21 protein-coding genes are annotated in these 21,356 nt (G+C 63.9%); 13 read left to right on the forward strand and 8 right to left on the reverse strand.

Translation table 11 applies throughout. From position 1 onward, the window contains the following. Window positions 1-420: 420 nt before the first annotated feature. Window positions 421-1,593, reverse strand: coding sequence for an MFS transporter (locus AC0L27_RS23105; protein ID WP_027519745.1), 1,173 nt, complete (start codon window positions 1,591-1,593; stop codon window positions 421-423). A gap of 59 nt (window positions 1,594-1,652) precedes the next feature. Between AC0L27_RS23105 and AC0L27_RS23110 the strand changes: the two genes are divergently transcribed. Further along, complete coding sequence (locus AC0L27_RS23110) at window positions 1,653-2,450, forward strand: AraC family transcriptional regulator (RefSeq protein WP_354205126.1); 798 nt, start codon at window positions 1,653-1,655, stop codon at window positions 2,448-2,450. Window positions 2,451-2,749: 299 nt separating this feature from the next. Further along, complete coding sequence (locus AC0L27_RS23115; RefSeq protein ID WP_354205124.1) at window positions 2,750-4,102, forward strand: malonyl-CoA decarboxylase; 1,353 nt, start codon at window positions 2,750-2,752, stop codon at window positions 4,100-4,102. 152 nt (window positions 4,103-4,254) lie between these two features. Here the strand turns inward: AC0L27_RS23115 and tarD are convergent, their stop codons facing one another. From tarD to AC0L27_RS23140, 5 genes are all read right to left on the reverse strand, one after another. Beyond that, a complete protein-coding gene (tarD, locus tag AC0L27_RS23120; RefSeq protein WP_354205122.1) occupies window positions 4,255-5,424 on the reverse strand; it encodes a D(-)-tartrate dehydratase in 1,170 nt (389 codons plus the stop codon). 145 nt (window positions 5,425-5,569) lie between these two features. Further along, a complete protein-coding gene (locus AC0L27_RS23125; protein WP_018318553.1) occupies window positions 5,570-5,827 on the reverse strand; it encodes a DUF3297 family protein in 258 nt (85 codons plus the stop codon). Then, window positions 5,824-6,300: a glutathione peroxidase gene (locus AC0L27_RS23130; protein ID WP_354205120.1), complete on the reverse strand. Its 477-nt coding sequence runs from the start codon at window positions 6,298-6,300 to the stop codon at window positions 5,824-5,826. The genes AC0L27_RS23125 and AC0L27_RS23130 overlap by 4 nt, the downstream gene beginning before the upstream one ends. A 2-nt stretch (window positions 6,301-6,302) precedes the next feature. Continuing rightward, entirely contained in the window at window positions 6,303-7,703 is a 1,401-nt protein-coding gene (locus AC0L27_RS23135) for an amidase family protein (RefSeq protein WP_354205118.1), read from the reverse strand. 204 nt (window positions 7,704-7,907) lie between these two features. Continuing rightward, entirely contained in the window at window positions 7,908-8,165 is a 258-nt protein-coding gene (locus AC0L27_RS23140; protein ID WP_007595657.1) for a DUF6894 family protein, read from the reverse strand. A gap of 249 nt (window positions 8,166-8,414) precedes the next feature. Here AC0L27_RS23140 and pqqA point away from each other — a divergent pair, with 249 nt between their 5' ends. The 10 genes from pqqA to AC0L27_RS23190 all read left to right on the forward strand — a co-directional run bounded on the left by pqqA (window position 8,415) and on the right by AC0L27_RS23190 (window position 18,420). Next, window positions 8,415-8,495 (forward strand): pyrroloquinoline quinone precursor peptide PqqA, encoded by an 81-nt coding sequence (gene pqqA, locus AC0L27_RS23145; protein ID WP_007595659.1) that lies wholly within the window; start codon window positions 8,415-8,417, stop codon window positions 8,493-8,495. 117 nt (window positions 8,496-8,612) lie between these two features. Next, window positions 8,613-9,542, forward strand: coding sequence for a pyrroloquinoline quinone biosynthesis protein PqqB (gene pqqB / locus AC0L27_RS23150; protein WP_473320482.1), 930 nt, complete (start codon window positions 8,613-8,615; stop codon window positions 9,540-9,542). 20 nt (window positions 9,543-9,562) lie between these two features. Further along, window positions 9,563-10,330 (forward strand): pyrroloquinoline-quinone synthase PqqC, encoded by a 768-nt coding sequence (pqqC, locus tag AC0L27_RS23155; protein ID WP_473320516.1) that lies wholly within the window; start codon window positions 9,563-9,565, stop codon window positions 10,328-10,330. A 10-nt stretch (window positions 10,331-10,340) separates the two neighbouring features. Continuing rightward, the gene (gene pqqD / locus AC0L27_RS23160; protein ID WP_085351888.1) at window positions 10,341-10,652 is read left to right on the forward strand and encodes a pyrroloquinoline quinone biosynthesis peptide chaperone PqqD; all 312 of its coding nucleotides are present in this window, start codon (window positions 10,341-10,343) and stop codon (window positions 10,650-10,652) included. Continuing rightward, window positions 10,649-11,848 (forward strand): pyrroloquinoline quinone biosynthesis protein PqqE, encoded by a 1,200-nt coding sequence (gene pqqE / locus AC0L27_RS23165; RefSeq protein WP_354205111.1) that lies wholly within the window; start codon window positions 10,649-10,651, stop codon window positions 11,846-11,848. The genes pqqD and pqqE overlap by 4 nt, the downstream gene beginning before the upstream one ends. Further along, window positions 11,838-12,824 (forward strand): prolyl aminopeptidase, encoded by a 987-nt coding sequence (gene pip / locus AC0L27_RS23170; RefSeq protein ID WP_354205109.1) that lies wholly within the window; start codon window positions 11,838-11,840, stop codon window positions 12,822-12,824. Before pqqE ends, pip begins: the two co-directional genes overlap by 11 nt. 15 nt (window positions 12,825-12,839) lie before the next feature. Next, complete coding sequence (locus AC0L27_RS23175; RefSeq protein WP_354205107.1) at window positions 12,840-13,517, forward strand: hypothetical protein; 678 nt, start codon at window positions 12,840-12,842, stop codon at window positions 13,515-13,517. Window positions 13,518-13,751: 234 nt separating this feature from the next. Beyond that, window positions 13,752-15,551: an FAD-dependent oxidoreductase gene (locus AC0L27_RS23180; protein ID WP_354205105.1), complete on the forward strand. Its 1,800-nt coding sequence runs from the start codon at window positions 13,752-13,754 to the stop codon at window positions 15,549-15,551. Further along, the gene (locus tag AC0L27_RS23185; protein ID WP_354205103.1) at window positions 15,521-17,368 is read left to right on the forward strand and encodes a 2-oxoacid:acceptor oxidoreductase subunit alpha; all 1,848 of its coding nucleotides are present in this window, start codon (window positions 15,521-15,523) and stop codon (window positions 17,366-17,368) included. Before AC0L27_RS23180 ends, AC0L27_RS23185 begins: the two co-directional genes overlap by 31 nt. Continuing rightward, window positions 17,365-18,420, forward strand: a complete 1,056-nt coding sequence (locus AC0L27_RS23190) for a 2-oxoacid:ferredoxin oxidoreductase subunit beta (RefSeq protein ID WP_275169264.1) — start codon at window positions 17,365-17,367, stop codon at window positions 18,418-18,420. The genes AC0L27_RS23185 and AC0L27_RS23190 overlap by 4 nt, the downstream gene beginning before the upstream one ends. Window positions 18,421-18,423: 3 nt before the next feature. On the opposite strand, the gene AC0L27_RS23195 is transcribed toward AC0L27_RS23190, so the two are convergent. Together AC0L27_RS23195 and AC0L27_RS23200 are read right to left on the reverse strand one after the other, a co-directional pair. Then, window positions 18,424-18,867 carry a DUF4399 domain-containing protein gene (locus AC0L27_RS23195; protein ID WP_354205101.1) on the reverse strand — a complete coding sequence of 148 codons (444 nt, stop codon included), beginning with the start codon at window positions 18,865-18,867 and terminating at the stop codon, window positions 18,424-18,426. A gap of 17 nt (window positions 18,868-18,884) precedes the next feature. Beyond that, the gene (locus AC0L27_RS23200) at window positions 18,885-20,411 is read right to left on the reverse strand and encodes an SUMF1/EgtB/PvdO family nonheme iron enzyme (RefSeq protein WP_354060291.1); all 1,527 of its coding nucleotides are present in this window, start codon (window positions 20,409-20,411) and stop codon (window positions 18,885-18,887) included. A gap of 305 nt (window positions 20,412-20,716) precedes the next feature. Between AC0L27_RS23200 and AC0L27_RS23205 the strand changes: the two genes are divergently transcribed. Next, the gene (locus AC0L27_RS23205) at window positions 20,717-21,337 is read left to right on the forward strand and encodes a hypothetical protein (RefSeq protein WP_354205098.1); all 621 of its coding nucleotides are present in this window, start codon (window positions 20,717-20,719) and stop codon (window positions 21,335-21,337) included. Window positions 21,338-21,356 lie beyond the last annotated feature (19 nt).

Here is a 21,356-nt window from a genome sequence, read left to right on the forward strand (position 1 = left end):
TTCATCTGCCCCGGCGAGGTGCCGGGATGACGGGGATAGAACCCGCGGCAGGCGCAGCAGGTTCCTGTCGCTTGCAGGTGGTTAGGGAGGCAACACCAAAAAGCGCGAAAACAACCCCATGCACAGTAGAGATGGGGTTGAAAAGGCTGGAGAAAAATTTGTGTGCGCCGAAGCCAGAATTTCGTCTTTGCCGAAATTGCTTGCTCCGTCGGGCAAAACACTGGCATGATGGCATCATCGGCAGACTAAGCGAGCCGCCGCCACATCCGCCGTCATTGCGAGCGCAGCGACTTGTCCGCCGAAGCTTTAGCGAAGGCGGAAGCAATCCAGAGTCCCTCCCCGGAAGGATTCTGGATTGCTTCGTCGCTACGCTTCTCGCAATGACGCGGTTGAAACGGGCGCGCGCCTCACGCAGATCCCTCACACCGCCTGCGGTGTCCTGATCTCGCGCGGGAGAATGATCGCGGCTGCGATCGCGAGCAGGCAGAGTGCGGCGAAGGCGTGCAGCATGGTGACGAAACCGCCCTGCTCGTAGAGCCAGGCGACCAGGCCGACCGAGGCGCCGGCCGCGGTGAAGCCGATGAAATAGCGCACGGCATAGGCGCGCGAGCGCCATTCCTCGCTGGTGTATTTGCCGACCATGGCATCGTTGACCGTGACCTGCCCGAACGCGCCCATGACGATGCCGATCGAAACCAGGATCAGCGGCAAATTGGACAGGCTCGCGGCCAGATACAGAAACGGCGCCAGCATGAAGGACAGCGGCAGCGCCACTGTCTTCAGCGAGTAGCGGTCGAGCAGCCGGCCGATCGTGTACTGCGTCATCGCGCCGAATACGTAGACGCAGGCGGCGATGACGCCGAGCAGCGCCGGGCTTTTGGTGAGATCGGCAAGCCGCTCCGCGAACAGCTTTGGCAGCGCCACGGTGACGGCATTGAACGTGGTGGAGATCGCGATCACCACGATCAGCAGCGACAGGATCACGCGCCACATGTCCTGCTTGGCGACCCGCGCCTGCGCTGCCGCCTGCTTCGAGCCCTTGCGGTCCTCGTGCACGACCATCATCGCAAAGGCGATGCCGATCAGGATGGTGACGATGCCGGGTACGATGAAGGCGAAGCGCCAGCCGAGATATTGGCCGATCACGCCGGTGACCAGCGCCGACGACGCGACCCCGAGATTGCCCCAGACGCCGTTGATACCCATCTCGCGGCCGAGCCTGTCAGCGTAGGACACAATCATGGCAGTGCCGACGGGATGATAGATCGAGGCAAAAATGCCAATCGCGAACAGCGCCGCGCCGAGCTGCGCCGGGGTCTGCACGAAGCCGACCGAGATCATGGAGGCGCCGATGCCGACGAAGAAGATCAGCATCATGTGGCGGCGGCTCCAGCGATCGCCGAGCCAGCCGGTGAGCAGCGAGCCCGCGCCGAAGGCGACGAAGCCCGGCGTCGCGTAAGGCAAGAGTTCCGAATAGGCCATGCCGAGCGCCGGTCCCATGATGATCACCGCGGCGGCGAAAATCAGCATCGCGTAATGGTCGATGAAATGGCCCGCATTGACGAAACTGATCACCCGGCTGGGGCTGTTCATGGGAATCCTCTCCTGCTCCGAAATGAGTTATATGTCTTGGGCATGACGGGATGCTGCCAATGACTGTCGTCGAGACGCCAATCCTCCGGGCGGTCCGAAGCAACCATCGCTCCCCTGCGGGCGTGCATTTGGTCGCGCGCGACTACCCCAAGGGCATGCGGATCGCTCCGCATATGCACCGCGAGGCCCAGCTGATCTATGCCGCCAAGGGCACCATGCAGGTGACGACGCCGGCAGGGCGCTGGCTGGTGCCGCCGGACCGCGCGGTCTGGGTGCCGGCCGGGCTCCAGCACGCCATCGATTTGCTCGCCGACATCGAGATGCGCACGCTGTATTTCGACCTGTCCTGGCTGAAGCGCGAGCAGCGCCATGAGGGACTGACCAAGGAATTCGTGGTGCGGGTGTCGCCGCTGCTGAACCAGGCGATCCTCGCACTGTTCGACGCGCGCAATACCGAGGAGCGGACTGATCTGCTGGTTCGCCTGGTGATGCTGGAATTGGTCCAGGCCGAGGATTCCGCGACCTTCGTGCCGCTGCCGCACGAGCCGCGCTGCCGGCGCGCGGCCATGATCGTGCTCGACGATCCCACCGGCCTGCACGACATCGACACGCTGGCGCGCGAGGTCGGAACATCAGCGCGCACGCTGTCGCGGCTGTTTTCCACTGAGACGCAGCTGAGCTTCAAGAGCTGGTGCCAGCGCGCAAGAATTGCGGCGGCGATCCAGCGGCTGTCGACCGATGCCAACGTGTCGGTGAAGCAGCTCGCGACCCAGCTCGGCTATGCCAGCGTGCCGGCGTTTTCCGCCGCGTTTCGCCAGGTGACAGGGCGGACGCCGACGGAGTTTGCGGGGAGGTAGGGCCGCGAACGTTCACAACACAAGAGGTCGTCATGCCCGGGCTTGTCCCGGGCATCCACGTTCTCTGGGGTGCCAACGAAGGTCGTGGATGGCCGGGACAAGCCCGGCCATGACGATGTGGAAGCTGCAGCGCCCCAAACTTTCATGCGCAATTGCCTCGCCGTGGCGGGGCATGACAGCAATCCTGGATCGCACACCCCCCGCTAAACTTGCCAAAATCCCCCGCTTGATTGTGATCGGCTTCCGCCCAAATCCCGTGTAAGATTCCCGCATCGCACAAACCCGACACGAAAGCCCCGATGGCCAACGCCTTCTTCTCCGACCTGCTCACCACCATCTCCGAGCGCGGCCGCACGCTGCTTCGCCGCGGGGATTCTGCCGACACCAAGCCGGACGCCGATGGGCTCATCGAGCTCTGCGGCGCGCTGCTGTCGGGCCGGGGCGAAGCGTCGGGCACCGCCATGGCGCGTGAGGTGCTCGACATCTACCAGGACCTGGATGCGGCGGGACGTCGCGCCTTTTTCGAAGCCCTGGTGCGCGATTTCGGCCCGGATCGGGAGCGCCTGTCCAAGGCGATCGAGACATGGCGCGCCAAGCCGGCCGACGAGGATGCCAGCGCCCTTCATTTTGCCTCCGAGCCGCGCCGGCAGGAGCTGATCCGCCGCCTCAACCGCGCGCCCGGCGGCACCGGCGATCTCGTCAAGATGCGGGCCGATCTGCTCGACATGATGAACGGGCATACCGATCTCGCCGCGCTCGATCGCGATGTCTCGCATCTTCTCTCGTCATGGTTCAACAGGGGGTTTCTCGTGCTGCGCAGGATCGACTGGTCGACGCCGGCCAACATCCTCGAAAAGATCATCCGTTACGAAGCCGTGCACGAGATCAGCGACTGGGACGATCTGCGCCGCCGCATCGATCCGGTCGACCGCCGCTGTTACGCCTTCTTCCATCCCGCGATGGTGGACGAGCCCCTGATCTTCGTCGAGGTGGCGCTGACCGAGACGATCCCCGGCGCGATCGCGCCGCTGCTCGCGGTCGATCGCCCCTCCGTCCCGATCGAGCGCGCCCGCACCGCCGTGTTCTACTCGATCTCCAACACCCAGCGCGGTCTCGGCGGCATCTCCTTCGGCAGCTTCCTGATCAAGCAGGTGGTGGAGGAGCTGCGCCGCGAACTGCCCAAGCTCGACAATTTCGTGACGCTGTCGCCGGTGCCGGGCTTCATGCCATGGGTGAAGCAGGACAAGGACCTGCCGCTGTCGGACGAGGACCGCGAAGTGCTGAAGCGGCTCGACGATCCCAAATGGTTCGAGAACCCCGAGACCACGACACTGCTGCGTGGCGTGATCGAACCGCTCGCGGCGCACTACTTCCTCAAGGCGCGCACGCCCAAAGGCAAGCTGATCGACTCCGTCGCCCGCTTCCATCTCGGCAACGGCGCCCGCCTCGAGCGCATCAACTGGTTGGGCGATCTCTCGCCGAAGGGCGTGCGCGAGTCCGCCGGCGTGATGGTCAACTACCTCTACCGCCTCGACGACATCGAGAAGAACCACGAAGCTTATGCGAATGACGGCGAGGTCGTGGCCTCGAGCGCGGTGAAGAAGCTGCTGAAAGGCGAAGGGCGGCGGCTGCTGGATATGCGGCTGTCGTAGCTATGCTGTCGTCCCGGCGGAGGCCGGGACCCATAGCCACTAAACGCAGTTTGATGAAGACTCGGAGTTGCCAACTCAATCCATAACCTCTCCCTGGGGTTATGGGTCCCGGCCTCCGCCGGGACGACACTGAGTTTGGGCCGCAGCGCGGCCTACTCCGCCAGCGCCTTCATCTCCTTGTAGAGATCCGACTTGCCTTCGAAGCCGATGCCTGACAGCTCCGGCATGGTGATGTGACCGTTCTCGACCCGGACGCCGTCGGGGAAGCCGCCATAGGGCTGGAACAGGTCGGGGTAGCTCTCGTTGCCGCCGAGGCCGAGGCCGGCTGCGATGTTGAGCGACATCTGGTGGCCGCCATGGGGGATGCAGCGGCTCGGTGACCAGCCATGAGTTTTCAGCACCTCCAGCGTGCGCTGGTATTCGCACAGGCCGTAGGACAGCGCGCAGTCGAATTGCAGCCAGTCGCGGTCGGGGCGCATGCCGCCGTAGCGGATCAAATTGCGGGCGTCCTGGTGGCTGAACAGGTTTTCGCCTGTCGCCATCGGGCCCGGATAGAATTCGGCGAGGGCTGCCTGCAGCGCGTAGTCGAGGGGGTCGCCGACTTCCTCGTACCAGAACAACGGATAATCCCGCAGCATCTTGGCATAGGCGATCCCGGTCTCGAGATCGAAGCGGCCGTTGGCGTCGACGGCGAGCTGCGCGTCCTTGCCGATCTCCTTCAGCACCGCCTCGATGCGGGTGCGGTCGTCCTCGATATCGGCGCCGCCGATCTTCATCTTCACGACGTTGTAGCCGCGATCGAGATAGCCGCGCATCTCGCCGCGCAGCATCGAGAGGTCCTTGCCCGGATAATAATAGCCGCCGGCGGCGTAGACGAACACGCGCGGATTGGCTTTGACGCCGTGACGCTCAGCCAGCAGGCGGAACAGCGGTTGTCCTGCGATCTTCGCCACGGCATCCCACACCGCCATGTCGATGGTGCCGACCGCGACCGAGCGCTCGCCATGACCGCCCGGCTTCTCGTTGGTCATCATCGCGCCCCAGACCTTGTCGGGGTCGAGATTGTCGCCGGCCACGTTCAACAGTGATTTCGGATCGGCCTCCAGGATGCGAGAGGCAAAGCGCTCGCGGATCAGGCCGCCCTGCCCGTAGCGGCCGTTGGAGTTGAAGCCGTAGCCGACGACGCGCTTGCCGTCGCGGACGAAATCGGTGACGACCGCAACCAGGCTCGTCGTCATCTTGGTGAAATCGATATAGGCGTTGCGGATCGGCGAAGAGATCGGTTTCGTGATCTCGCGGACGTCGACGATGCGGACGGACATGGGCTTGGCCTTTCATTTTCGTCATTGCGAGAAGCGAAGCGACGAAGCAATCCAGACTGCCGCCGTTGAAAGATTCTGGATTGCTTCGCTTCGCTCGCAATGACGGAGAAGAGAGCGTTCGCAATGACGAGGAGAGAGCGCGCTCCTACTTCTTATCCCTGAAATACGGCTCGACCGGGCCGTGCACCTTGATGGTCAGCGGGTTGCCGTGGCGGTCCTTGGCGTTGCCTGCGGTGACGCGGACCCAGCCTTCGCTGATGCAGTATTCCTCGACATTGGTCTTTTCGACACCCTTGAAGCGGATGCCGACGTCGCGCGCCAGGATGTCCGCGTTGTAATAGGGGCTGTTCGGATCGACCGAGAGGCGGTCCGGAAATTCGTCGCTCATGATTGTCTCGCTCATAACAGGGTCTCGATTTGCTGCCGCAATCCTTCGGGCCGGGCGGTCGGTGCGTGGCGCGCGACCACCTTGCCGGCGCGATCCACCAGGAATTTGGTGAAATTCCATTTGATGGAGGCGCCCAGCAGGCCGGATTGCTGGCGTTTCAGGTACTCATACAACGGATGCGCATTGCTGCCGTTGACGTCGATCTTCTCGAACAGGGGAAAGGTGACGTCGTAATTGGTCGAGCAGAACGCCTGGATCTCGCTCGCCGGTCCAGGCTCCTGCGCACCGAATTGGTTGCAGGGAAAGCCGAGCACCGAGAAGCCGCGCGGATTGAGGTCGCGATGCAGATCCTCCAGCCCGCGATATTGCGGCGTGAAGCCGCATTTGCTCGCGGTGTTGACGATCAGCAGCACCTGTCCCTCGAAGCTGCGCAGGGCGACTTCTTCGCCGAGAAGCGAGTTGGCCTTGAAGTCGTAGATCACCGACATCGCTAACCCACGGGGTCGATCGGCGACGGCGGCACGCCGCCCGCCTCGATCGCCTCGCCTGCGAGCAGGCAGAGATCCTCGCGATAGCGGCCGGACACGATGTGCACGCCGACCGGCGCCTTGCCGACGAGCCCGGTGGAGACCACGAGGCCAGGCAGGCCCATGAAGGGAATGGCGATCTGCGGCAGCTGCGCTTCCCACACGCGGTTGAAGGAGTCGTCGTCCTTGCGGTCGAGATGATCGGGGAACGGCAATTCGCCGGAGACCGGCGTCAGCAGCACGGCATAGGTCTCGAAGAACAGCATCCAATCGCGGGTCAGCGTGGCGCGGCGGGTCAATGCCTTGGCGTAATTCGCCTGGTCCATTGGCGTGACTCTGGCGCGGTTGCCGCGCAGGCACGCCAGCGCGCCGGGATCGCCTTCACGCTCGGCCATCTCCAGCTGCGCCTCATAGCCGTCGCCGAGCCAGAGCTTGATCTGCCACTCGACCGCTTCGCGCATCGGCGGGGTGTTCTCGATTGTCTCGACGGTCCAGGCGGCCCGTTCGAGCCGCTTGCCGGCGTCGATGACGGCGGCCTTCACCTCGGGCGCGGTGGCCAGGCCGTCCGGATTGAGACACAGCGCGGCGCGCTTCGGCCGCGCGGGGCCTTCCAGCGGCGCGGGCACGAACCAGGGGTCGCGGATGTCGCGGGCCGACATGGCCGCGAGCGAAATCCTGATGTCGTTGACGGTGCGGGCCAGCGGGCCCGACACCGCCATGATCTGCGGCCCGATCGGGCGCTCCGGCAGGGCCGGATTGAAGGCCGGGATGCGGCCGAGCGTCGGGCGCAGACCATGCACGCCGCAGGCATAGGCGGGATAGCGGATCGAGCCCGCAATGTCGGTGCCATGGGCGATATGGCCGATGCCGGCCGCGACCGCCGAGCCGGCGCCGCCGGAGGAGCCGCCCGGCGTCAGCGAGGCGTCGCGGGGGTTCTTGGTGTCGCCGTGGACCAGATTGGTGGTGAACCAGCGATAGGAGAAGGCCGGGCAATTGGTGCGCCCAAGCAGAACGGCGCCGGCTTTGCGGAAATTGGCGACCACCGGATTGTCCTCGCGCGCGATCAGATCGCGCTGCAGTTTCAGGCCGTTGGTGGTGGCAAAGCCCTCCTGGTCGACATTCGCCTTGATGGTGACGGGCACGCCGGCCAACGCGCCGGGGTCCTCCCCCCTGGCAATGGCGGCATCGACGGCGTCGGCCTGCTTGAGCACGTCCTCCGGCCGGTGGTCGATCACGGCGTTGAGGCTGGGATTGACGGCGTCGAGCCGGGCCAGGCCGGCCTGCGCGGCCTCCCTGGCGGAGACCTTTTTGGTTTTGACGAGGTTGGCGAGGTCGGCCGCCGACAGGCGCCAGAGATCTTGCATGGCTTGCTCCGTTTAACCGGCGTCTTTTAGCCCCGGGAACGCGGCAAAGCCATGCGGATTTCGCAGGGACGAAGGGCGAGAGCCGGGTGAGGCTCATTCCCCGTCATTGCGAGCGAAGCGAAGCAATCCAGACTGCCTCCGCGGAAGCAGTCTGGATTGCTTCGTCGCAAGGGCTCCTCGCAATGACGGGGAGAGAGTCGGGGCTCAATGCCGCGTGGCGGACTGGTCCGGGATGTCCAGCAGGGCCTCGGTGAAGGGGAATTCGAGCACGATCTCGCCTTCGCGGTCGGTGACCTCGATGACGGCTTCGAGCAGGGCCGGCTGGGTGCCTTCCGATCGCAGCACCTCCAGAATCATCTGGCGGGCAACCTCCCAGGCACGGTCGGGATTGCGCAGATCCTCTCCCTCAGGATCCACGATCAGTTCGTTGCCGATACGGGTGTTGAAGAAATATCTGGGCATCACGAAGTTCCAGTTGGGTCGCCTGTACCGGATTGAAAGCTGCACTGCACTCACAACTGCTTTATCAGGACAGGGTTCGCGACCGAATGCGCCATGCGCAAGGCAGCATCACCAGCAAGTATTGTTCCGCCAGCATTTTTCGCGCCGCAACATGGGCTTCTCGGGAAAATTTCACTGGCGAACTTTTCCACCCGCACTAACTTAGGGGTTGGGCGGATACGTCCGAATTCTCGAAAATGGAGAGCCGAAATGGCCTGGAAAGCCCCGAAGATCGTCGAAGTGCCCTGTGGCATGGAAATCAACATGTATGTGAGCGCCACCCGCAAGTAAGTGGCTGGCGATCTGCGTTCAGCGCAGGTGGGTCTTTCGGTCACGGCAGGTTTCCGAACGACGGAAACTGTGTTGGCCTGAGATCCACCTCGCAGCGTTCCTTCCAGGAGACGGATCATGCTTCGCGTCGTCGTCCTGGGCGCCGCAGCCGGCGGCGGAGTGCCGCAATGGAATTGCGGCTGCGAGGGCTGCCGGACGGCCCGTGAAAACGGCCAAGAGCTGCAACGGACCCAAGCCTCGGTCGCCTTCAGCGGCGGCGGCGAGCACTGGTTCCTGATCAACGCCTCCCCCGACCTCCGCCAGCAATTGAATGCGACGCCACAGCTGCATCCGAAGGCAGGCGCGCTGCGCCATACGCCGATCGCAGGCGTGATCCTGACCAACAGCGAAGTGGATGCGGTGGCAGGCCTGCTGTCGATGCGCGAGGGCTCGCCCTTCACGGTCTATGCGCATGAGAAGGTGCTGGCGATTCTGAAGGCCAACAGCATCTTCAACGTGCTGAACGAGAAGAACGTGCAGCGCCAGCCGGTCGAGATCAATGAGCCGTTCGAGCCGCGGCTGCCGGACGGGGCGCGCTCAGGACTTGAGGTGCTGCCCTTCGCGGTCTCGGGCAAATCGGCCTGGTACCTGGAAGGCAAGGCGCATCCGGGCGGCGACACCGGCGAAGGCGATACGCTGGGGCTGAAGATCACCGACAAAGCGACCGGCAAATGCTTCTACTTCATCGCCGCCTGCGCCGAGGTCACCGACGCGCTCAAGACCGAGATCGACGGCGCCGCGCTGGTGTTCTTTGACGGCACGGTGTGGCGGGACGACGAGATGATCAGGGCCGGGCTCGGCCACAAGACCGGCAAGAGCATGGGCCATGTCGCGATGTCCGGCGACCACGGCGCCATCGCGCGGCTCGCCGACCTCACTCTCGACAGGAAGATATTTCTGCATATCAATAACTCGAACCCGGCGCTGCTGCCCGCTTCTCCCGAGCGCAAGGCCGCTGAAGCGGCGGGCTGGCAGATACCCGCCGACGGAACGGAGATCGTGCTGTGAATGCCGCGTCACTGACTGGAATGACCGCGCTCTCGATCGGCAAGGACATCAGGCTCAACTCGGCCGAGGAGCTGGAGGCGACGCTGCGCCATATCGGTGCGACGCGCTATCACAGCCTGCATCCGTTCCATAAGCTGCTGCACGGCGGCAAGCTGAACAAGGGCCAGGTCCAGGCCTGGGCGTTGAACCGTTACTATTACCAGAGCACGATCCCGATCAAGGACGCGGTGGTGATCTCGCGCTTCCGCGACCGCGCCACGCGCGTGGAATGGCGCCATCGCATCGAGGATCATGACGGCGATATCGGCTCCGAAGGCGGTATCGAGCGCTGGCTGAAGCTGACCGACGGCCTCGGGCTGGACACGGCCTACGTGGAATCGACCGAAGGCATCCTGCCGGCGACGCGCTTTGCGGTGGAAGCCTATGTGCACTATTGCCGCGAGAAGTCGCCGCTGGAGACGATCGCCTCCTCGCTTACCGAATTGTTCGCGCCGAACCTGCACGAAGTGCGCATTGCCGGAATGCTGGAGCACTACGACTTCGTCAATCCTGACATCATGAGCTACTTCAAGCGCCGGTTGGCGCAGGCGCCGCGGGACGCCGGCTTTGCGCTCGACTATGTCAAGGCGCATGCCACCACGCCCGAGCAACGCGCGTCGGTCTGCAACGCGCTGATCTTCAAGACCAACGTGCTCTGGGTGCAGCTCGACGCGCTCCAACACGCCTATGTCGAGGGCCACATTCCGCCGGGCGCGTTCGTGCCCCAAGAACACCAAAAAGCGAGCTGAGGAACAAGCGATGGCCGGGCCGCGTCACATCAGCGTCAGCGAGACCAGCCGGCCGGTTCTGCCGCGGCACGCCAAGCTGAAATATGACGAGACGCGAAACGTCTGGGTGATCCTGGCGCCCGAACGCGTGCTGGCGCCGGACGAGATCGCGGTCGAGGTCTTGCAGCTCTGCGACGGCGAGCGCAATGTCGGCGAAATGTCCGACCAGCTCGCGGCGAAATACGCCGCGCCGCGCGAGGCGATCCTGGCCGACGTCATCGTCATGCTGCAGGATCTCGCCGACAAGGGCTTTCTCACGGAGGCCCGGGAGAAAACGTCATGAGCGATGTGCTCGGCAATCCCACCATCCCGCCCGATGCCAGCGACAGCCTCGCGGTGCTGGAGAAGCAGCGCTCGACGGCAGAGACGTTCGGCATTCCGCTCGCCGTGCTGCTCGAGATCACCCATCGCTGCCCGCTGCAATGTCCCTATTGCTCCAACCCGGTCGAGCTCGACCGCTCGGGCAAGGAGCTGACCACCGAGGAATGGAAGAAAGTCCTGAGCGAGCTCGCCGAGATCGGCGTGCTCCAGGTGCATTTCTCCGGCGGCGAACCGACCGCGCGCAAGGACCTGGTCGAGCTGGTCAAGCACGCCAGCGACGTCGGCCTCTACACCAACCTCATCACCTCGGCCGTGCTGCTGACGCGCGAGCGGCTGAGCGAGCTTGCCGATGCCGGGCTCTGCCACGTCCAGATCAGCTTCCAGGGCGTCGAAGAAGCCCTCGCCGATCGCGTTGGCGGTTACAAAAACGGGCACCGCAAGAAGCTCGAAGTGGCAAAATGGACCCGCGAGCTCGACCTGCCGCTCACCGTGAACGCGGTGATGCACCGGCAGAACCTGCACCAGCTGCCTGAGATCATCCAGATGTCCGTCGATCTCGACGCCGACCGGCTCGAGGTCGCCAATGTCCAGTATTACGGCTGGGCGCTGAAGAACCGCGCCGCGCTGATGCCGACGGTGGCGCAGCTCGACGAGTGCACCCGCATCGTCGAGGAGGCGCGCGAGCGGCTGAAGGGCCGGCTAACGATCGACTATGTCGTGCCCGATTATTACGCGCTGCGGCCGAAGAAGTGCATGGGCGGCTGGGGCCGGCAGTTCTTCAATATTTCGCCGGCCGGCAAGGTGCTGCCCTGCCACGCCGCCGAGAGCATCACCGGGCTCGACTTCGAATCGGTGCGCTCCAACCATTCGATCGCCTGGATCTGGCAGAACTCCGAGGCCTTCAATCGCTATCGCGGCACCGGCTGGATGAAGGAGCCGTGCAAGAGTTGCGAATTCCGCGAGATCGATTTCGGCGGCTGCCGCTGCCAGGCCTTTGCGCTGACCGGCGACGCCGCCAACACCGATCCTGCCTGTGCGCTGTCGCCGCTGCACGAGACCATCTTCAAGCAGGCCGAGCGCGAGGCCGAGGGCGAAACCAACCGCTTCCTCTATCGCAATTTCGCCGGCGGCACTCTGGAATCCGGGAATGATGCCTGACGCCGACGCGGCCAGCTCAGTCAAGCGCGCCGATCCCTTTGCGCCGCTGACCTCCGAAATGCTCGACGTCGGCGACGGCCACGAGCTTTATGTCGAGAGCGTCGGCCGCACCGACGGCCTCCCCGCGGTCTATCTGCATGGCGGCCCCGGCAGCGGTTGCCAGCCCGACCATCGCCGGCTGTTTGATCCCGACCGTTTCCATGCCGTGCTGTTCGACCAACGCGGCTGCGGCCGCAGCCGGCCGAAGGGATCGCGCCAGCACAACACCACGCAGCATCTGATTGCGGACATGGAAAAGATCCGCGAGAAATTCGGCGTCGCGCGCTGGATGGTGGTCGGCGGCTCCTGGGGCGCGACGCTGGCGCTGGCTTATGCGCAGGCGCATCCCGCGCGCGTCTCCGGAATTGCGCTGCGCGCGACGTTTCTCGGCACGCGTGCTGAAGTCGAGATCGCCTTCACTTCGCGCCTGTCGCAATTCTACCCCGCGCTCTACGAGGATTTTCTGAGCGTGCTGTCGCTGGAGGAGCGCGCGCGGCCGGTGGAAGCCTACTATCGCCGCATCCTCGATGCCGATCCGGCCGTGCATGGCCCGGCCTCGCGCGCATGGCACGACACCGAGCGCGCCTTGTCGGAGCACAAGGCGGCAAAGACGCGGATCGACCTGGCGTCGCTGAACGTGTGGCGCACATTGCCGGCGACGCCGTTCATGGAGGCGCATTATTTCGTGCAGGACAGCTTCATGACGGAGAACCAGTTGTTGCGGAACGCCGGCAAGCTCGACGGCATTCCTGGCATCATCGTTCAGGGCCGCTACGATCTGTTGTGTCCTCCCGAGACATCGCAGGCGCTCGCGAAAGCGTGGCCGGGTTCCGAGATTCGTATCGTGGAAGAAGCCGGCCATTCGCTCTATGATACCGGCGTGCGAGACGCGGTCATGAAGTCGATCGCGGATATCGCCTCGAAGATCTCGCGATAGTAGGACAACAAGAAAATGCCGCTCGCCGGGAAAGGCATGCTGCTGACGTCGATGAACGTCGACGTTTCAGATGAAGCCGATTTCAATCGCTGGTACGATCGCGAGCATCTGGAAGAGCGCGTTGCGATCGAGGGTTTTCTGGAGGCGCGGCGCTATGTCGCGCACGCCGCCAATCCCAAATATCTCTCGCTGTATTCGACCGCGACGCTCGACGTGCTCGACAGTCCCGCCTACCGGGCGCGACTCGCCAACCAGACTGAATGGTCGCGGCGGAGCATGGCGCATTTCAAGGACATGCTCCGAGTGGTCGCCCGCATCACGATCAGCAATGGTACCGGACGTGGCGCGGCGCTCGGGCTCGTGCGGCTGCGGCGTACGCCGGACAATGCAGTCGCATGGCGTGACGCACTGCAAGACAGGCTGACGCCGGAAAAGCACGACGGCATCATCTCGATGCATCTGCTCGAAAGCGAGCCGGAACTGTCGGGCGCGACGGCGGACATTCCGGCGGTGCGCAACGAAGGCGCGCGCGACTGGTTCGTGCTGATCGACGGCACGCATGTCGGCGCGGTCTCCGCCGTGATCGCCGCGCGCTTCACCGGCCCTGCCGCCGCGCCATTCCCGCTTCCCGTGTCGGTCGGCACCTACAGCCTGATGTGGGACCTCGCGAAGAGCGACATCGCGCGCAACTAACCCATCGGACGCATCGCAACATGCTGCACCGCACGCATCTCGCGCGACCATTAATGATGTGCGCGCTGGGCTCCCATGAAAGCCGGTGATCCCCCAAATTTGCCGTTGTACTTCGGAACGGTTCTAATAAGCTAACCCAATGACGTCATTCAGAAACCAGATCGCCGCGCGTTAGCGTTCGCCAAGCTCAAGAAAAGGCCGCGGGGTCTTTGAGCCTGCGCGGACAGGGTAGGAATGAAACCGACCGATATTGCGGCCCCCGACTACTTTCACAAAGTGGTCGATTGCCAATGGGCCTGTCCTGCGCACACTCCCGTTCCCGAATACATCCGACTGATCGCCCAAGGCCGCTACAGCGACGCCTATATGATCAATTGGAAATCGAACGTGTTTCCCGGAATTCTGGGACGCACCTGCGATCGTCCATGCGAGCCGGCGTGCCGCCGCGGACGCGTCGAGGAGACGCCGGTCGCGATCTGCCGCCTGAAGCGCGTCGCCGCCGACTTCAAGGACGACATCACGCAACGCCTGCCGCGGCCCTCGGCCAAGAACGGCAAGCGCGTTGCATTCGTCGGCGGCGGTCCCGCTTCGCTGACGGTGGCGCGCGATCTCGCGCCGCTCGGCTATCACTGCACGGTGTTCGATGCCGATCCGAAAGCCGGCGGCATGATGCGCTCGCAGATCCCGAAGTTCCGCCTGCCGGATTCAGTCATCGACGAGGAGACCGGCTACATCCTGGGTCTCGGCGTCGACTTCAAGGGCGGCCACCGCATCGAAAGCATGAAGGCGCTGCTCGCGGAGAAGTACGACGCGATCTTCGTCGGCTCCGGCGCGCCGCGCGGCCGCGAGCTCGACATTCCCGGACGCAAGGAAGCAGCCGCCAACGTCCATATCGGCATCGACTGGCTGTCCTCGGTCTCGTTCGGCCATACCGACAAGATCGGCAAGCGAGTCATCGTGCTCGGCGGCGGCAACACCGCGATGGATTGCTGCCGCACCGCGCGCCGCCTCGGCGGCGAAGAGGTGAAGGTCGTCGTGCGCTCCGGCTTCGAGGAAATGAAGGCCTCGCCCTGGGAGAAGGAAGACGCGCTCCACGAGGACATCCCGATCCTCAACTTCCTCGTGCCCACAGCCTTCGTCCACGACAACGGCAAGCTCACCGGCATCACCTTCCAGAAGGTGAAGGCCGAATACGACGCCAAGGGCCGCCGCAACCTCGTGCCCTCGGGCGAGCCGGACCAGACCATCGAATGCGACGACGTGCTGGTCGCAGTCGGCCAGGAGAACGCCTTCCCCTGGATTGAGCAGGACTGCGGCATCGAGTTCGACAAATGGCACATGCCCAAGGTCGATCCGCAAACCTTCGTCTCGACCAATCCGAAAGTGTTCTTCGGCGGCGACGCCGCGTTCGGGCCGAAGAACATCATCTGGGCGGTGGCGCAGGGCCATGATGCCGCGCTGTCGATCCACAAAATGCTCTCGGGCGAGGACGTCACCGAGCGGCCATTGCCGGAGGTGCACGTCTCCTCGCAGAAGATGGGCATCCACGAATGGAGCTATGACAACGACATCTCCAACGACAAGCGCTACAAGGTGCCGCATCGCGACAAGGTGATCGCGCTGAAGGACATCCGCACCGAGGTCGAGCTCGGCTACGACGTCAAGCTGGCGCTGGGCGAAGCCCATCGCTGCCTGAACTGCGATGTCCAGACCGTGTTCTCGACCTCGCTCTGCATCGAGTGCGATGCCTGCGTCGACATTTGTCCGATGGATTGCATCACCTTCACGGACAATGGCGAGGAAGGCGATCTCCGTCAGCGCCTGAAAGCGCCCTCGCTGCATCCGGACCAGGATCTCTATGTGTCCAGCGATCTCAAGACCGGGCGCGTGATGATCAAGGACGAGGATGTCTGCCTGCATTGCGGGCTGTGTGCCGAGCGCTGTCCCACCGGCGCCTGGGACATGCAAAAATATTTGATCGAGATGACTCACGCAGGTTCAGCATGTCCGACAAAAAGCCGATCAGCAGCGTAAACGACTTCGTCGTCCGCTTCGCCAACGTCAACGGATCGGGCTCGGCCAGCGCCAACGAGATGTTTGCGCGCGCGATCCTGCGCCATGGCGTTCCGGTGAGCCCGCGCAACATCTTCCCCTCCAATATCCAGGGACTGCCGACCTGGTACGAGGTGCGGGTGACCGAAGACGGCCATCTCGGCGCGCGCGGCGGCGTCGACATGATGGTCGCCATGAACCCGCAGACCTGGGACAAGGACGTCGCCGGCATCGAGCCCGGTGGCTATCTGTTCTACGATTCCACCAAGCCGATGCCGTCGACGAAATTCCGCGACGACATCACCGTGATCGGCGTCCCCCTGACCGCGATCACCAACTCGACTTACACCGATCCGCGCCAGCGCCAGCTGTTCAAGAACATCATCTATCTCGGCGCGCTCTCGGCGCTGCTCGACATGGATCCGAAACTGATCGAGCAGCTGATCGGCGAGCAGTACAAGGGCAAGGAGAAGCTGCTCTCGTCCAACGTCCACGCGCTGCATCTCGGCCGCGACTGGGCGCTCCAGAATCTGAAATGCCCGACCGGGCTGCGGGTGAAGAAGTCCGACAAGGTCGGCGACCGCATCTTCATCGAGGGCAACAGCGCCGCCGCGCTCGGCGCCGTCTATGGCGGCGCCACGGTGTGCGCTTGGTATCCGATCACGCCGTCCTCGTCGGTGGCGGAGGCTTTCACCGCCCACTGCAAGAAGTACCGGCACGATCCCCAGACCGGCAAGGCCAAATACGCCATCGTGCAAGGCGAGGACGAGCTGGCTTCGATCGGCATCGTGATCGGCGCCTCCTGGAACGGCGCGCGCGCCTTCACCGCGACGTCCGGCCCTGGCATCTCACTGATGACCGAGTTCATCGGCCTGTCATATTTCGCCGAAATCCCGGCCGTGATCATGAACATCCAGCGCGCCGGTCCCTCGACCGGCATGCCGACCCGCACCCAGCAATGCGACATCATCGCCTGCGCCTATGCTTCGCATGGCGACACCAAGCATGTGCTGCTGTTCCCGGAGGATCCCGCCGAGGCGTTCGAGTTCGCGGCCGCGGCCTTCGATCTCGCCGAGCGGCTCCAGACCACCATCTTCCTGATGCTCGACCTCGACATCGGCATGAACCACCGGCTCTGCCGTCCGCTGAAATGGGACGATTCCAAGCAATATGACCGCGGCAAGGTGATGACCGCGGAGATGCTGGAGGAAGGCCGCGACTTCGGCCGCTACCTCGACGTCGACGGCGACGGCATTCCCTACCGAACCTATCCCGGCACGCATCCGACCAAGGGCTCCTATTTCACCCGCGGCACCTCGCGTGATCGCTATGCGCGCTACTCCGAGGAAGGCTCGGTCTACGCCGACAACATGCAGCGCCTGATGCGCAAGTTCGAGACCGCGCAGGATCTGGTGCCGCGGCCGCTCCAGGCCAATGCGGAACGGCCGACCAAATACGGCGTGATCTATTTCGGCTCGACCACGCCGGCGATGGACGAGGCGATCGGATTGTTGGAGACACGAGGCCATCAGCTCGATCGCCTGCGCATCCGCGCCTTCCCGTTCCATTCGAGCGTGGCGAGCTTCCTCGCCGAGCACGATTTCGTCTACGTCGTCGAACAGAACCGCGACAGCCAGCTGCGCCAGCTCATCGTCAACGAGAACGGCATCGACCCGGTGCGGCTGGTGCCGATCGTGCATTACGACGGCTCGCCGATCACCGCCCGTTTCATCGCGAAAGCCATTGGCGACCACCAGGATCACCTTAAAGTGACCCCGCTCCGCAAGGCCGTGTCATGACCTACATCGCAAAGCCGAAATTCCACCATCCCGGCCTCAAGAAGAACGAGCTCGGCTACACCCATCGCGACTACGAGGGCAAGATCTCGACGCTGTGCGCCGGTTGCGGTCACGACTCGATCACGGCCTCGATCATCGAGGCCTGCTATGAGCTTTCGATCGAGCCGCACCGGGTCGCCAAGATCTCGGGCATCGGCTGCTCGTCGAAGACACCCGATTATTTCCTCGGCAATTCGCACGGCTTCAACTCCGTGCACGGCCGCATGCCCAGCGTGCTGACCGGCGCCAACCTCGCCAATCGCGACCTGATCTATCTCGGCGTCTCCGGCGACGGCGATTCCGCCTCGATCGGCTTCGGCCAGTTCGCGCATTCGATCCGGCGCGGCGTCAACATGACCTACATCGTCGAGAACAACGGCGTTTACGGTCTGACCAAGGGCCAGTTCTCGGCGACGGCCGACCGCGGCTCGAAGTCCAAGAAGGGCGTCACCAACACGGACAACGCCATCGACCTCGTCGCCATCGCGCTGCAGCTGGGCGCCACCTTCGTCGCGCGCTCGTTCTCCGGCGACAAGACCCAGCTCGTGCCGCTGATCGCGGCCGCGATCGGCCACAAGGGCGCGTCGTTCATCGACGTCATCAGCCCCTGCATCGCCTTCAACAACCACGCCGGCTCGACCAAGAGCTTCGACTATGTCCGCGAGCACAATGACGCGGTGAACCGGCTCGACGTGCTGGTCGGCCGCGATCCGATTGCGGTGGATTACGCACCGGGCACGGTGCAAATGGTCGAGCAGCATGACGGCAGCAGGATCGCGCTGCGCAAGATCGACGCCGACTACGATCCGCACGACCGGCTCGGCGCCCAGACCTTCCTGCAAAAGCACGCCGCAAAGGGACAGATCGTCACCGGCCTGCTCTATGTCGATCCCGACGCGGAAGATCTGCACGAGCATCTCAACACGGTCGAAACGCCGCTCAATACGCTGGAAGCGGACACGCTCTGCCCGGGCTCGGCGATGCTTGACAAGTTCAACGCCAGCCTGCGGTGATTGCTACCGCGCCGTTGCGGGCTGCCGGACGCGTACGGTGATCTTCTCCGACACGATGGGCGGCTCGAACGGATAGTGCTTGGCATCGCCCAGCACGAGTTGCAGCGTGTGGGTCCCGGGCGGAAGCTCGAGCAGCGTTTCGGTCTGCCCTGCCCCGAAATGCAGATGCGACTTGTCCTGCAGGATCGGCTCCTTGGGATCGATGGGGTCGTTGACGTCGATCAGCAAATGATGATGACCGGCATTCTGATACTCGTCGCCGGCATGGGTCACACCCATGTTGCGCAAGCCGAACCGGACCCAGAATCCGCCGCGGACCTTCTGCCCGTCATGCGGGGTGATGAAATAGAGCTTTGCGTCCTTGGGAGCTATCTTGCCTTGCGAAAAGGCCGTCGCCGGAAGCAATGCGAGCGCCGCCGCCAGTGCGACGCAACGAAGGATCTGCATCAAACCAACTCCTCCACTCAAGGGCTGAGCGCCACGCGGAAGCCGTGCGTCGGATAACGAACATGGGTGTCGTAGCCATCGCGGTTGGACGGCCGCACATATCTGGAATCGTTCTTCCAGGAGCCCGAGCGCAGGACATGGGCGCTGCAGTCCCCACTGCTCCATGCCGAGCCGTCGCCGGGCGCGCCCTGATAGGTCTTGTGCCAGCAGTCCTCGACCCACTGATCGACACCGCCGCCCATGTCGTGGAGCCCGAACGGATTAGGCCTGAAGCTGCCGACCTTCGCTGGTTGCTCGGCCGCGAGATCACCGCAATCCTTGCAACCGGCCATGCCCGGCTGCAGCTTGTCGCCCCACCAATATTTGGTCTGCGTTCCGCCCCGCGCGGCATATTCCCATTCGGCTTCGCTCGGAAGCCGATAAGTCTTCTTTGTCGCCTGAGCGAGATAGGCCGCATATTGCTGCGCGTCGGTCCAACTCACATTACTGACCGGCGCATCGTCCTTGCCGATGGCCGTGAAGCCGCACGCCTTTGCAGCGGCGCACTCGTTCCATTCCTGCACGGTCACCGGATATTTGCCGATCGAGAACGGCTTCACCGTCACCTGATGGACAGGACGCTCGGTCGGGTCGTCGTTGCTTCCCATCGCAAAGCTGCCGCCGCGGATGGCGACCATTTCGGGTTCGCGGACGGGAATTGGCGATGGAGTTGGCGCCGGAGCGGGCGACGGGGATGACGAAGCCGACGAGGGAGAAGGCTGCGGCGTCTGCGGCGCGGCTTCGCGCGGCGGAGGCTGCGGGCTTGGCGATGCGGCAGGAGAAACGGTAGTGACGGCGGCCTGCTCGCTCACCCTGCCCGGTGTCTGAGCCAGCAGATACCACAGCACACCGGCGGCAATCACCGACAGCGTGATACCCAGGAGAAAGATCAGAGTATTCTCGCGCCGCCCCCGCGTCCTGCCGACCGCGTCTGCATCCGGCAGCACTTTATAGACGCGCACGGGATCGGTGATGTTCTTGACCTTGCGGTCCCCGAGCGACTCGTAACCGCACACGACCTTGTGCTTGATCTGCTCGTAGATCGCGCCGGAGATAAAGACCTGGCCTGGTTCGGCGATGCCCTCGATGCGCGTTGCGATGTTGACGCCGTCGCCGTAGACGTCGTCCGGCTCCACGATGACGTCACCGAGGTTGACGCCAATCCGGTACTCGATCCGGGTCTCCTTCGGAAGCGAGGCGTTGCGGCCGATGAGATTCTGCTGGATGACGATGCTGCATCGGACGGCCTCGACCGGACTGTCGAAAATCGCGATGAAGCCATCGCCCGTCGTCTTCACCAGACTTCCATTGTGCTCGACGATGCTGGGCCGGATGAGATCCCGCTCGATCCGCTTGACGCGGACGTGCGTGCCCTCCTCGTCGGCCTGCATCAGGCGGCTGTAGGAAGCGATGTCACCGACAATGATGGCCGCGAGGCGACGAGGCATAGGGCCGTGCGAAGGCGGCTCGTCATTCCCGGATCTGAAGTTGCGAATTTCGCCCATCGCGGGGGGACTCCACAAACTTACAAGGCAAGCCCCAGCCTACGACCGCCAGAGGCGATCGTCTGTGAAGGCTATCACATCGATGACGTCGGGTAATCTCGTAAGAACCGCAGGGCGTCAGGTTCCGAAAGGCGAAGGGGTCACGTCGAATGAACCTTCATGACCCCACCGATGACTAAAGCCCGGCGTGGAACTGATCACCTGGCTCCGCCCAGCGATGATCCTGTCAGATGTGCGGACGTTGAACGCGTCGCACCCGGGCCGCGTCTACAGCGTACAGCTCAGCTGCTGCACGCGAGGCCATCATGAAGCTTTCTCTTTTTGCTGCCGTCTTCCTTGCCGCGCTTGGCGGCGCTGCTTACGGCGAAGAGGCCGACGATATCCGTGAGGCCAGCAAGGCCGAAGCCGAGACCTTCAACGCGCGCATGTATGCGGGTGCACCCGGCAACAAGGCCTATGCCTGCTTCGTGCGGCGCTACGATGCCGAGCATCTGGCGCGCCATCCGAAGCAGAAGGTCGCCTCGATGAAGTTGCTGATCTCGGCGGAATTGGACACGGAGGACAAGCAGCTCCACAACTCCTTCCGCCTGGGATTCAGATATCGTCACCGCTCCGGCGATTTCGATTCCAGCGGCTCCTGTCATCACGCCGTGTTCACCAAGAACGGCACCGAAATCCGCCTCGGTTGCGGCGTCGACTGCGAGGGCGGCGGCATCGGCGTCGCGCTCTCAAAGGACGACAAATCGGCGATCGTGCGGCTGGCGCAGGTCAGGGTCTGGCAGAACAACAAGCCGGATGAGGATGCCGAACTGTCACTGGTCGCCGGGGCCGACGACGGGATTTTCCGCCTAGATCGAACGGACAACAAGGAATGCGCCTCACTCGTGACCGACCGCAAGGAACTCGCCGCGCTCCGCCACAAATGATATGTGTCCGGCGCAATCG

The sequence above is a fragment of the Bradyrhizobium sp. Ken51 genome, from assembly GCF_055807435.1.